Annotated in this window: 13 protein-coding genes; 7 read left to right on the top strand and 6 right to left on the bottom strand. The window is 42.2% G+C overall.

The window, feature by feature from the left end:
• Positions 1 to 20: 20 nt before the first annotated feature.
• The gene (locus ACYRY3_RS31780; RefSeq protein WP_460205656.1) at positions 21 to 1187 is read right to left on the bottom strand and encodes a DegT/DnrJ/EryC1/StrS family aminotransferase; all 1167 of its coding nucleotides are present in this window, start codon (positions 1185 to 1187) and stop codon (positions 21 to 23) included.
• An 893-nt stretch (positions 1188 to 2080) separates the two neighbouring features.
• Here ACYRY3_RS31780 and ACYRY3_RS31785 point away from each other — a divergent pair.
• From ACYRY3_RS31785 to mtnA, 5 genes are all read left to right on the top strand, one after another.
• Entirely contained in the window at positions 2081 to 2266 is a 186-nt protein-coding gene (locus ACYRY3_RS31785) for a hypothetical protein (RefSeq protein WP_460205811.1), read from the top strand.
• Positions 2267 to 2494: 228 nt separating this feature from the next.
• Positions 2495 to 3154: a Uma2 family endonuclease gene (locus ACYRY3_RS31790; RefSeq protein ID WP_460205657.1), complete on the top strand. Its 660-nt coding sequence runs from the start codon at positions 2495 to 2497 to the stop codon at positions 3152 to 3154.
• Positions 3155 to 3756: 602 nt separating this feature from the next.
• Entirely contained in the window at positions 3757 to 5454 is a 1698-nt protein-coding gene (locus ACYRY3_RS31795; protein ID WP_460205658.1) for a R3H domain-containing nucleic acid-binding protein, read from the top strand.
• Between the two features lie 99 nt (positions 5455 to 5553).
• Entirely contained in the window at positions 5554 to 5700 is a 147-nt protein-coding gene (locus ACYRY3_RS31800; RefSeq protein ID WP_460205659.1) for a hypothetical protein, read from the top strand.
• Positions 5701 to 5880: 180 nt separating this feature from the next.
• Positions 5881 to 6942 (top strand): S-methyl-5-thioribose-1-phosphate isomerase, encoded by a 1062-nt coding sequence (gene mtnA, locus ACYRY3_RS31805; protein WP_460205660.1) that lies wholly within the window; start codon positions 5881 to 5883, stop codon positions 6940 to 6942.
• A 120-nt stretch (positions 6943 to 7062) separates the two neighbouring features.
• On the opposite strand, the gene ACYRY3_RS31810 is transcribed toward mtnA, so the two are convergent.
• The 3 genes from ACYRY3_RS31810 to ACYRY3_RS31820 form a co-directional block, all read right to left on the bottom strand.
• The gene (locus tag ACYRY3_RS31810; RefSeq protein WP_460205661.1) at positions 7063 to 7554 is read right to left on the bottom strand and encodes a hypothetical protein; all 492 of its coding nucleotides are present in this window, start codon (positions 7552 to 7554) and stop codon (positions 7063 to 7065) included.
• A 124-nt stretch (positions 7555 to 7678) separates the two neighbouring features.
• Complete coding sequence (locus ACYRY3_RS31815) at positions 7679 to 9817, bottom strand: pentapeptide repeat-containing protein (RefSeq protein ID WP_460205662.1); 2139 nt, start codon at positions 9815 to 9817, stop codon at positions 7679 to 7681.
• Positions 9818 to 9870: 53 nt separating this feature from the next.
• A complete protein-coding gene (locus tag ACYRY3_RS31820) occupies positions 9871 to 10215 on the bottom strand; it encodes a hypothetical protein (protein WP_460205663.1) in 345 nt (114 codons plus the stop codon).
• A gap of 309 nt (positions 10216 to 10524) precedes the next feature.
• Here ACYRY3_RS31820 and ACYRY3_RS31825 point away from each other — a divergent pair, with 309 nt between their 5' ends.
• Positions 10525 to 10971 (top strand): hypothetical protein, encoded by a 447-nt coding sequence (locus ACYRY3_RS31825; protein ID WP_460205664.1) that lies wholly within the window; start codon positions 10525 to 10527, stop codon positions 10969 to 10971.
• On the opposite strand, the gene ACYRY3_RS31830 is transcribed toward ACYRY3_RS31825, so the two are convergent.
• Together ACYRY3_RS31830 and ACYRY3_RS31835 are read right to left on the bottom strand one after the other, a co-directional pair.
• On the bottom strand, positions 10964 to 11176 hold the full coding sequence (locus ACYRY3_RS31830; RefSeq protein WP_460205665.1) for a hypothetical protein: 213 nt from the start codon (positions 11174 to 11176) through the stop codon (positions 10964 to 10966). The two genes, ACYRY3_RS31825 and ACYRY3_RS31830, sit on opposite strands and share 8 nt — an antisense overlap.
• A 205-nt stretch (positions 11177 to 11381) precedes the next feature.
• Positions 11382 to 12137, bottom strand: coding sequence for a DUF3800 domain-containing protein (locus ACYRY3_RS31835; RefSeq protein ID WP_460205666.1), 756 nt, complete (start codon positions 12135 to 12137; stop codon positions 11382 to 11384).
• Between the two features lie 309 nt (positions 12138 to 12446).
• Here ACYRY3_RS31835 and ACYRY3_RS31840 point away from each other — a divergent pair, with 309 nt between their 5' ends.
• On the top strand, positions 12447 to 12617 hold the full coding sequence (locus ACYRY3_RS31840) for a hypothetical protein (RefSeq protein WP_460205667.1): 171 nt from the start codon (positions 12447 to 12449) through the stop codon (positions 12615 to 12617).
• Positions 12618 to 12835 lie beyond the last annotated feature (218 nt).

Raw genomic sequence — 12835 nt, forward strand, 5'->3', positions numbered from 1 at the left:
AGCGGTTAACGGCACCATCTTTAGATGCACAGTAAGTTTTGTTCTTCATCATTGAAGCTTAAGGCAATTGCTGCAACAACTTCCCTCACTTGACTACTACTTAAACCAGGATATATCGGTAAGGATAATATTTGCTCTGACAGCATTTCAGCATTGGGAAAATCTCCAGGTTGATAGCCCAGATAGGTAAATGCAGGTTGAAGATGACAGGGAATTGGGTAGTGAATTCCAGTTTGAATTCCTGCTGCTGTGAGTGTTTCTTGCAGTTGTTGTCTTTTAATAGGACAAGAACTATTAACTTTGATGACATAAAGATGATAAATGTGTCCCTCGCCGCTTTGATTTTTTATGGGATGAATACCACTAGATGCTAAGGGTGCAAGTTCAGTGTCGTACTGCCGAGCAGCATTCAGACGCTGATGATTCCATTCTGGCAAATGTGGTAGTTTTTGGTGCAGTATTGCTGCTTGCAATGTGTCTAATCGGCTATTTGTACCTGCTTCAACGTGAATGTATTTTTGGGCTGCGCCGTAATTCCGCAAGCGCATCATTTTCTGGGCTACATCGGGATCTCTAGTCAGGAGCATGCCTCCATCTCCAAATGCTCCTAAATTTTTGCTGGGATAAAAACTAAAAGCTGCTGCTATTCCCACCGAACCGGCTCGATATCCTTCTGTTTCGGCCAAATGTGCCTGTGCTGCATCCTCAAAAATCAGCAATTTGTGGGTTTGGGCGAAGTCTAATAGCTGCCGTGGCGATACCATTTGACCGTAGAGATGTACGGGGATAATTGCTTTGGTTCGAGGTGTAATAACCCTTGCTGCTGACTCCAAATCAATTAATGCTGTTTGCGGATCGCAATCTGCTAAAATAGCCTTTGCCCCGGTACGTAGCACGCCAATCAGTGTTGCTATGAAGGTGTTGGCAGGTAAAATGACTTCATCTCCAGGTCCAATATTACAGGCTTGCAAACCAAGGGCGATCGCATCAGTCCCCGAAGCAACACCAATACCATATTCTGTTCCCGATGCTGCGGCAAATGCTGCCTCAAAATCTTTCAGTGCTTGCCCCAATACAAAATCTCCTCGTTCCATTACAGCCCGAATTGCCTGCTCTAGTTGAGGTTGAATTGCTTCATGTTGCAAATTAAGGTCTACAAATGGAACTCTAATAGTCACGTTATTCATTGTTAGGGCAGCCCCAAAAAATAAAATATCAAAACGCTGTTCTTTAGGCAGCTAATACATTCTTGACTGAATACTAAAATTAGAGCAAATGAGCATTGTAAAGAAATTGTAAATTTTTAATCAATTTTTGATATATCTTGCTCTTCGATCAAATTTGTATTAATAATCTAAAAGTTTATATTTAGAATTCCAAGCAAATGCGATGGAAAGAAAAACCCAAACAATCGAAATGAAAAACACAAGCTAAGAAATTAGCCTGGGAATTTTCGCGATCGCAAAGCATCAAATTCTTGTTCTTATAACATTAGAGATAAGAGGAGAAAAAAATCTTCTTTCTTCCCTCTCCTTACTCTTTATAGTTTATAATACCCAAGTTGAATCCAAAACTAACGCTGTCCGATATAAAAACAGCCAAACATTCGCGGAAGAATTTGTGTGTGTTGGGTTGAGGAACTTTACCCAAACAAAACCCCATAGGAATGTTTGTAGGTTGGGTTGAGGAACTTTACCCAACTTCAGGAATTCTACCCAACAAAACCGTACATATGTTCGGTTTTTTTCCTTATATATTGAAGCGTGAATGATTGCAAATCTCACTTTCTAAGTAGATTCGCACTCCTGCATTCTAGAAATACAAAATTTTCATGACTTGCACCGTATAAATACATATTCCAAAAAGTTATATATGTTTGTTATAAAACATAGTTATTACTAGCGTAACCCATGTATCAATAGAAGACAATCTTTGTATAGCTAAAAACCTGTACTGAAAAAAAATTTATTCCGATCTTGTTTGTCTGTGACAAATTTGGGGAATCTTAGGAATAGCAAATAACCACACTCAGTGGTTAGGTAGATTACAGCATCTAGCGATTATTAAGGTAACGGTGGCAATGGTAGAGCCTGAAAACAAATTGTTTACCCTTAAGGATGGTTGGGCTTCTCAAGAATCGCGAGAACAGCAACGTCTTAAGGCATTATCCGATTTAGGTTTGCGTCAACCAGAGACAATTCCAGTTTTTGAAGAAGCTACTCAGACTGCTGCACTCAGGTGTGAAACACGGCTGCGGCGACGATAGTTGGTGGGTAGCTGCCTGCTAAAATAGCTCGGTGCCAGGTTTATATTTTCACCAAAAAGCCTCTCTAATTTAGAGAGGCTTTTTGTTTGGTTTTTAATACAACGTAATAACGTAATATAGAAGAACCATATTGTTCTGAAGTTCCTAAAAGGTTTGCCCTTCATCCTTTGCCTTAAGGTCGAGTGAAATATCTTTATAATAATTCTTAAGCTAAACTCGAAAGCATATATGGTTAGTACATCCGCTAAACCAAGCAATATTCCCCCAGAAGCTACCTTGGCAGAACAGAGAGTAGTTTTTCACAACATCAGTTGGCAAGCTTACGAGCAAATTTTAGCAGCACTCGGTGAAGGTCGTTCGTCTCGACTTACATATGACCAAGGCACTTTAGAAATTTCCATGCCCCTAGAAGAACACGAACGTGCTACCAGATTAATTGAACTGTTCATACGTATTTTGGTAGTAGAACTTGGTTTAAAAATCAAAACAATGGGGTCAACTACCTTAAATCGTCCCGATCTAGAAAAAAGTGCCGAACCTGACAACTGTTACTACATTCAAAATCAACCTAAAGTGGCAGGGAAAAAGGTCGATCTCAATCAAGACCCCCCACCAGATTTGATTGTGGAAGTAGATATTACCCACACTGATATCAATAAACTAAATTTGTATGCCAGTATGGGTGTACGAGAATTCTGGCGTTATAACGGTCAAGAGTTGCGAATTTATCAACTTCAGGAACATCAGTATATTGAGGTAGAAAACAGTCCTACGTTTTCTTGGGAAATTAAAGAACGGCTTTACCAATTTCTCCAAGAATGTCACATTGATGAAGTGGAAGCTGAAATATCTTTCCGCGCTTGGGTTAAACAGCAAGTACAGTGTTAGAGTAACCCGGAAATTTATAGAGAATGCCCAAAGCACTCTCTTGTCTGATAACGGGCATCTGTTTTACCAAGCTGTCTGTCCAAAAGACATCTCCAGAAATGATTTAAGGGCTCTCGACCGTTCCGCCCCTACCAGGCGTAGATCTAGCGAAGCTACCAAGGGTTTTGACAAACGCATAATTAATTTTCACCAGATGTCTAAAGGTCAGGAGGGACGCGATCGCACTTATCATCCAAAACTCTTTTTTGTATTATAATCGTATTACAATAATATATACAGACAGATTGAGAAGTAGAAGAAGGAATGTCTCCATATCCTTTCAACCTCCTTAAAACGAAAGTAGTAAGGAAAACACTACCTGTATATTCGTAATTTCCACAAAAGAGCCAGAGTTGGTTTTTGTCACAATATCAATTAGAAGTGTTATGAAAGTTTAAATTATTCATTGTAAAATTGTATAAAAGAGAACATCACTGCTAGATTAAACTACTTAAGTTGAGTGTAGAGTTTGATAAATTATTCCGTTGCTTCTGATTAAGACATAACAAACCCATACTCTCTACTTTCATTGCTCTCGTTCTTATCAAAACCACGTTAAAATCATGCAAATGACAGAGGATCTCCAAAAGTTACTGGAGATTTTGCCACCAGAAATTCAAAAGGTTACACAAGAGCATCCACAGCGCAACGATTTGATTGAAATTGTTTTGGATTTGGGTCGGCGTCCGGAAGCTCGCTTTCCAAACAAAGCAGAGTATCTTTCTGAAACAGCAGTTACCCGAGAACATCTCAAATATTGTACCCAAAGGGTAGGAGAGTTTGGCGGAGATAACCGTGCCGGAATTGAACAAACTCTACACCGCATCAGTGCTATTAGAAACCGTACAGGGGATGTTATAGGTCTGACCTGCCGTGTCGGTCGGGCAGTTTATGGCACTATTCACATTATCCGCGACTTAGTAGAAAGCGGTCAATCCATTCTAATGTTAGGTCGCCCTGGAGTAGGTAAAACCACAGCTTTGCGAGAAATTGCTCGTGTTTTAGCAGACGATTTCAATAAACGCGTGGTAATTATTGATACATCAAACGAAATTGCAGGCGATGGAGATGTACCTCATCCAGCAATCGGTCGGGCAAGACGGATGCAAGTAGCCCGTCCAGAACTTCAGCATCAGGTGATGATTGAGGCAGTGGAAAACCATATGCCCGAAGTCATCGTTATTGATGAAATTGGTACAGAACTAGAAGCTGTGGCTGCTCGTACCATTGCTGAACGTGGAGTGCAACTTGTAGGTACTGCTCACGGTAACGAAATTGAAAACTTGATTAAAAACCCCACATTGTCCGATTTAGTTGGTGGCATCCAATCAGTCACCTTAGGGGATGAAGAAGCAAGACGGCGACGCACTCAAAAGACAGTTTTGGAACGAAAAGCTCCGCCTACTTTTGATATTGCAATAGAAATGTTGGAACGGCAACGCTGGGTAGTACACAGAAGTGTTGCTGACACGATAGATAGTTTACTTAGAGGACATCAGCCGAATCCCGAAGTGAGAACTGTCAATGAAAACGGTCAGGTTACAATTACACGAGAGTTACCCAGCGACTCTAACGAATCTTCTGACTTTCCCAACCAGCCCTATAGAAGACCAAAAACCGGGAAAATACTGCAATTTTCCCAGATGCAAAACCAACATGGCATTTCAGGAGAACAAGAATTTGAACCTTCCTTAGATCGATCCTTTAAGCAATTCAGACAGTTTGCTGGTGAGCAACCAGATGTCAAGGGAGAATACGAGTTATGCTACGTTTACCCTTACGGCATTAGTTACCACCAGTTGGAAACAGTTATTCGCGAGTTGAGCTTGCCAGTGGTGCTAACAAAGGATATCAACAGTGCCCAAGCTATTGTGGCGCTGCGATCGCATACAAGAAAACACTCCAATTTAAGGCGCATGGCAGAAGACCATCAAGTACCCCTCTTCACCATGAAAGCCAATTCCTTCACTCAAATTACCAGAACTTTACAGCAAGTCTTGGGTATAGAAGAACTGAGTACAGACGATGAACCCGAAGGGAACCGATTTGTGCGAGGTGGAAGTGAAGATGAAATTGATGCCTTAGAAGAAGCCAGACTTGCGGTGGAAGAGATTGTGATTCCCAAGAAACAGCCCGTGGAATTACTTCCTCGTTCTGCTAAAGTTCGTGCAATGCAACACGAATTGGTTGAACGGTACAATCTCAAATCCCAAAGCTTTGGTGAAGAACCTTTCCGCAGGTTGCGAATTTATCCAGCTTGACACTCCTCGCCCTTTAGGAATCGGGGATTCTAAAGACCTCTCAGTCTTTATATAGCGTTTCTCACTTGAATTTAATACAGTCAGTAGACCGAAAAATGAGTGCGATCGCTTCGCAAAACTTTTCGGTCTACTAAATTTGGTGCAACGATTGCCACTCCCATTGCCGGGATTACTGATTTTACTAATAACGCTCTAGATTTAGGAAGTAAATTAGGAATTGAACTTCAGCTTCCCTCTGTTCCCTGATAGGTAGGGCTTTGCGATCGCACCAACAACAAAGGGATGCTATCGCCGTATATTACGAAAAAATAAGGGTTATAATCTTTGTTTACATTCCTTAACATAACTGCTTTTATTTCCGCCGACCTAGTTAACTAGTAGAATTGCTAACGTTACAATTTAAAAAATTTAATGACGTTCGGTTCCATGAATTCTTCCACAAACCAAGTTTATCCAGTTATTTGGCACAACGACTCTGTTTCGCTGATAGACCAAACCCGCTTGCCAAATGAGTACACATTTGTAGAAATCAGCCGTTGCGAAGATATGGCGCAAGCGATCAAAACTATGATTGTGCGAGGCGCACCAGCAATTGGAGTAGCGGCGGCATACGGAATGTATCTTGGCGCAAGGGAAATTGAAACTGGCGATCGCGATAAGTTTTTGAACGGTTTGGAGAAAGTTGCAGAACTCTTGCGCTCAACACGCCCAACAGCAGTGAATTTATTTTGGGCAATTTCGCGGATGATGAAAAGCGCTTACGAAACTATTGGCACCATTGAAGAGATAAAACAAACACTTTTAAAAACTGCCCACAGCATTAATTTAGAAGATTTGCAAACTTGTCATGCAATTGGTGACAACGGTCTTTCCGTATTACCTACTACTCCAGAACAGCTTACCATTCTGACCCACTGTAATGCAGGTGCGTTAGCAACAGCAGGTTACGGAACTGCTTTAGGTGTCGTGCGTTCTGCATTTCGAGAAGGGCGTTTAGCAAGAGTATTTGCTGACGAAACTCGCCCTCGCTTGCAAGGAGCAAGATTAACTGCTTGGGAGTGTGTCCAAGAAGGGATTCCAGTAACAGTCATTACCGATAGCATGGCTGCTCACTGCATGAAGCAGGGTTTGATAGATGTTGTGGTTGTTGGCGCTGACAGAATTGCTGCCAATGGAGACACAGCCAACAAAATTGGCACCTATAGTTTAGCACTTGTAGCTAAAGCACATAATATTCCATTCTATGTTGCTGCACCCCTTTCCACCATTGATTTTTCTTTATCTAATGGCAGCAAAATCCCCATTGAAGAGCGCAATCCCGAGGAAATCTATAAAGTTGGAGATACAATGCTTACACCAACAGGTGTGGAATTTTACAATCCAGCTTTTGATGTGACACCAGCTGAATTAATTACAGGAATCATTACAGAGCATGGTACATTTGCCCCTGGAGAGTTAATAAAATCCCAGGAAAAAATCTTGGCTTAACCGCAATAGCTGTTAAACTTGATACCTATAAAACGGGATAAGTAGGATTGTTAATTAGATAGGTGAACGAGCCAGCAAGAAATTGCTTTGCTCGTTTATCATTATTATTTTCACCGATTTCTAGAACCTTAAACCAACCCCACCTTGTAAAGAGAAAGCTGTACCACCATCACGGATAGCATCAAAAGCAATGATGGCATTGCCAAATATAACAGTGTTGCTATTCGGAACCATGTAATCAACTCCGGGTTGCAAAGCAAAGCTGATTTTATTACCAACAGGAGATGGGTCATCACCACTAGCAAGTACAACCCCAGCCCCCAAGTAAGCATCTGTTTGCCAGTTGAGGGGAACATCATAAGACACTGTTGGAACCAGGGCTGCACTCCTACCAAGAAAAGCTTGAGCGCGGAGAGAAATTGGCAATTCTAGAAATTTGTAGCGACCGGCGATGACCGCTCCTACTTGAACGCCATCTCCAAACCCAACTGCTGGACCTACACCAACATAGCTGCCATATGCGACCTGAGCCTGTGCGGGTTGGGTGAATTGGGCAAAACTTAAAACTGAACTAGCGGCAACAACCGAGACTAAATACTTTATGTGCTTCATTCCCCCCACTCCTCACATAATTCATCACACTATTGTAGATTTCTGTTTTGTATTTTGGTAGTGGTTAGTGGTTAGTAGTTAGTGGTTAAGAGCAACTAACGACTCACTACTAACCAAGAACCTCCTATGGACAACGAGGATGAATGCCTCCTTGAGTACAAATGTATGCTATCTGCTTGGGATCTAAATTCTTCACTTGAGTAAAATCAACTCCCTCCACTACAGCAGATTGCGTACCCAGACTTGGGGTTTGTACAAACTGATCTGTGGGGTCTTGTCTGTTGGGAGAAAGAATAGCCCCCTGAAAATCAGCCCCATTCAAATTTGCGCCCCGCAAATCTGCAAGACTCAAGTCAGCATTTCGGAAGTTGGCATTCTGCAAATTAGCAGAGTTCAGGACAGCACCAGTCAGGCGAGTAGCACTCAGGTTGGCATCGCTAAGATTAGCACGATCTAAGTAAGCACCTGACAGATCCGAACCCTGCCAATCTGTTTTCATTAAATTAGCAAAAGATAATTGCGTACCTACAGCTATAACACGACCTAAACGAGCCGCATACATATCTGCTTCATTGAATTTGGCATCACCTAAATCTGCTCCAGTCAGGCTAGCATTTTGCAGGACTGCACCACGGAAATCCGCTCCTACAAGCTGGGCACTGCTGAGGTTAGCACCTAATAAACGTGCATTGGATAAGTTGGCTTTGTTAAGGGTAGCGCGACTCAAATCGGTACGAATCATTGAAACACGGCTGAGGTTAGCTTCCGTGAGATTAGCTTGCGTCATCCTTGCTTGACTGAGATCCGAAACCGAATCGTCATAAGTATCCCAACGACCATCCTCACCCAGTCCCCGGAAGCGACTGCCCTTAAAAGTGCCAAAGGATAAATTTGCACCTCTGAACTTAATTCCCCAAAGGTCAGCTTTGTCTAATATCAGTCTGAAAGAAGTATCTCCAGAGGCACTTTGACCGAGTTGGGTATTACTTAAATCCGAACCTTCTATCTTACCATGATATGCTGATAGAACTTTGTTAATTGCCCGTTGATTTGCATAAAGTTGTTGCTGTCGTACTTCTGGTACTTGAGATTTACTATTTCCATCTAATTCGCCAGCAAGAAACTGATTCGTCCGCTTTAAATCGGGGATGGCTTTGGGGCCAATGCCAACCAATGCTTGCTGAATTGCATCAATAAGTACGGGGTTCGTTTCTCTAACTAGGAGATCCACAAGATACTGAGTCGCCTGCGGGTCGTTGAAGGTACCCAGAGCTGATATTGCACTGCGGCGTTCCTCAACGCTAGCACTAGAGTCAGGGTTTAATTGTTTCACCATTGCCAGAAACTGTTCGCTGTTGCGCTGTTCGGTAACTCGCTGATTTTGCAAACTCTGTATATAGAGTTGCGTCCCAACTAAGGTGAGCAATAGTAAACCTATACTACCGATCGCAACTCCAAGCAGTGTCTGATTGGGATTTTGTTGTTGTATCCACTGCAAGAAATTGCGTCGCCATGACGCTTCAGGTGACATCACAACCGACGCAATAGAAGCTTCCTCATCTCCTTCCACCCACTGAGACTGAGCGCGTTTGCTATCTTTAGGGGAAGAGAGTGTAAAAGGCTTGTGGGCATCTACAGTATAAGTCCCAGCCAGGCGATCGTGGAGTGCGCGACGGTCTTGCTGCCAGGGGAAGCCCGTTCCTTCTAATAGCAGCACCACAGTAGCCAAGCTCATGAAAGCACTGAAATTGGGGAATAAAAAGCTGTAACGCCACAGAAGGTATGCGACAGACATCGGTACAGCCCAACGACCAAGTCCTTCCCTTATCAAAACTGGTCCCAAACCGGGTGGTTTCCCGTCTGAGGAGACAACTTTAATTTCAAACCACCGTTTGGGCAGCGTGCTTCCTGTTTTCGCTAGTAAGTACAATTGCCAGCCCGAGAGTGTCAAAGGCACTAACAAGGATACTGTCCACAAGAAATCTGTGGGCCATGCTACGTTACGAACACCATAGCTCACTGGTAAAGCAAGTGGACGGGCGATCGCACGTTCTGTTTGTACCAGCACGGGATTGAGTGGTACGCGGTTTACATCACTTCTAGAATTTACATATGCACCAAGACTGAAGGGAATCAACCCACTAGTCACCACCAGTGTCACTTCTGCTGCCCAAGCCGCAATGCGTCTTGTTGTCAAGGGTAGAGAGCTAGATGTTCCCTGTTCTTTTGCGTTATTATGTCTCCTCACAATTGGGTTTGCCATTAGATAATTTCCTTTAACTTTATTTCTACGTCACTCTCGCCTCGTTTAAAAAACTACCGCTTAATTTGAGAGTTACTTGATACGAAAAATTTGTATCCAAGGTACACTAAGATTGACAAGATTGCCAGACTAATAACAGCAGAAACGAGTTTAAAAACTGCTTGCAGGATAGAAAATCCCAACACAAAGCCAACACCCACAATCGCTAGCTTTCCTATAGGAGACTGACTTTTGAACCAAGCTATAAATTTCTCTATGGGTTTTGAGTAAAATCTGGGAAACCCCTTAGGCGATGGTGTCACTTCTCGCGATTGTGGGCTGACTGCAGATTGGGAATTGATTTCCGCCTCTAGCTTTTGGAGGCGACGCTGCAAGTCATCTTGTGGTTGGGAACTCATGTTTTTTTACCTCAGCTAGGACACTTTGCGATCGACTTGCCAACTCTTATCTCAAGGATTGGCAGTTGACATCTGTGATTTTAGCGAAATTTTTTAAGTTTAAAAATCGCTCCTAGTAGTTAAGGTTCTAGCTTCTGGCATTACCGTTGCTCAGAAACTTTATTTTTTTTAATATATGATTTGTTTGAGAATTTATTCATAAAAAAATAAAAACAAATTAGGAACAGGGAACAGTGAAAATCCGTCTTTTGGACTAGAGAAAGGTGTATTAATAATCGCTTTATAAAAGTTGGGGAGCATGATGATATTATGAAGAAGTGCAAGCTACCAAAGAGTATTACCATAGCGTTAGCGATCGCTTTAGGTCTCACTAATGCTGGTTTAGCGCAAGGAGAAGTAGTGCAAGTTAGCCCTAAATTGCAGCCCGATCCGTTAGTTGTGAATGGTACATCTGGAGGAACGCAGGACAGCAACTGTGGCAAGATTGCTGCTAAACCCAGTCAAGTGATAAGGATTACACAATCGCTACCTTACCTGAGATTAACAGTTGAAAGCGGTGGCAAGCCAACTCTATTAATTGATGGTCCGGGGGGACGTTTCTGTGTGTTAGCAGATACTTACTCTGGAGGCAAGCCAGAAATTTCTGGTTTCTGGCAAGAGGGCAACTACGCTTTGTATGTGGGTGAGTTATCCCAAGGACAGTATAACTATACCCTCTCCATCTCGCAACAAAAGCCGAATAAAAGTGCTAAATAGCTGAAAGGGTTAGTGGTGAGTGGTGAGTGGTGAGTGGTGAGTGGTTAGTGGTTGGTGGTTGGTGGTTGGTGGTTAAAAGCTTCCCAATAAAAAATATCCCAAAATTTCTTGTGGAACGGGCGTCTCGCCCGTTAAGATCGAGGGCAAGCAAGGGTGTTGTGACTGTGACTGAAAGATTGCCGAATCCAAAATAGCGCGATGGCACTCGCGTGCCTGCCGTTGACTAGCAAAGGGCAGCAGACGAAAGCCTAATGCTAAAAGACGGTGAGAGGTTAGTAAAGCGCAATCTCGACGGAGGGTTGAAACTTATTTTAAAAAGATCTATAATGAATGAAAAGCACACTGAGGTTCCGAACAACGTCGCTCTGCGATGCTACGGCTGAAAAGTCTAGGCTCAGTGTGTTTTTATTTTATTGTAGGGTCAATTCCCATATATTGAAGCTTTTAGCAAAGTAGGTAGTTTGATTTAGTGGTTGCCCCAAATTTTCTTCAAGGTGCTGAACAACTTTTCTTTTTGCATCAATTCTTGAACTAGTTTCGGTTTTTGACTTGTTCCATGAAAAGCTTACAGAACCTAGAATCACATCTGCCATTTGCAAAAGCAATTCCGCTTTTGAGTCTTGAGGTTGGATAGTCTTCACAGGTTCCTGAACATCTGGCAGACAAGTTTGTAACCTTTTGTGTAACTTCGGAACCATCCGGGGGTTCTTTGTTCTAATTGCATCAATGGTAATATGAAATTTGCGGTCTGAACAATAATGTTTTTTTAAGACAGAAGCTAAAAAAGTATAATAAAACTGAAAAAAACCGATTTCAGAGTCCCCTTGGCTAAATTTTAGATGGTCAATTTTTGAGTGAGGTATTAATATTACATCAAAACAGACGCGTCGATATATTCTAGGTGTCTGAAGCCCCCGTTTATAAGAGCATTTCTGCTCATAAAAATTACAAAAGATACTACACAATTCTTGATATACCTCAATATTGTTATCTCTTATATCTGAAAAATGAAATTCAAAATCATTTTGGAGATTGTGTTTGTTTTTTAACACTTGAATAGCTTTACGAACTTCTTTGGAGGTTTCTTTGTCTGTGACAATTCCTCCAATGAGCAGGTATGGGCCTTGATCGGGCTGAGTGCAGCTTTCGTCAGTATATATCCTCATTTGGTAATCGTTTTTTGTAAAAAATCATTTAGTCTATGACTATACGCTAAGTAAATGTAATGGTAAAGACTAAGTTTATTCAATGTTCAATCTGTTTTAATTGCCCCAAACAAACGCAAACGCTGACTTTGCTTCTCAGCCGGAAGCCCAATGTTAAATTGAGAAAAGCATGCGCTAAGAACCCGCATCTCTTCCCAAACCGACATGGGCTAGGTCATATCCACAAGCGCAGTGCCGACCGGATAATGGGTGAAACCTTAGAGCAAGCGCAGCCTTGCTGCCCTAGAGCAAGTATCTTGGTATGCTGTCGTGATGCAAACCTATCGACAAAAATTTGCCAACTTTCAACAAGTCGAGTCTGATTTCTTTTCAGCAATGACACATATTGATGAAACAGTCTATGAAATGTTTGGGCTCAGTGACAAGGAGAAAACCCACATTGAAACCCGTCTTGCCAGTTTTCCACTCAACAAACTATAGCCTCGCTATTCTTGGCAAACGGTTAAACCTAGATCCATTAAGGCTTACACAAGCGATCGCTTTGCATGAAACAACTCACGGATGGCACGGAGTGCAGAGCTGAGATCTGTGAAAAATAAAGCAGCCGATCTTCATCGATAGTGTCTAGAAGCCAATTATCATAACAAATCCGGGTTAGCTCTCCTTTTATCTTCTTTGTCTTCTCTTGGCGCTCTTTG

Source organism: Scytonema sp. NUACC21 (genome assembly GCF_054684315.1).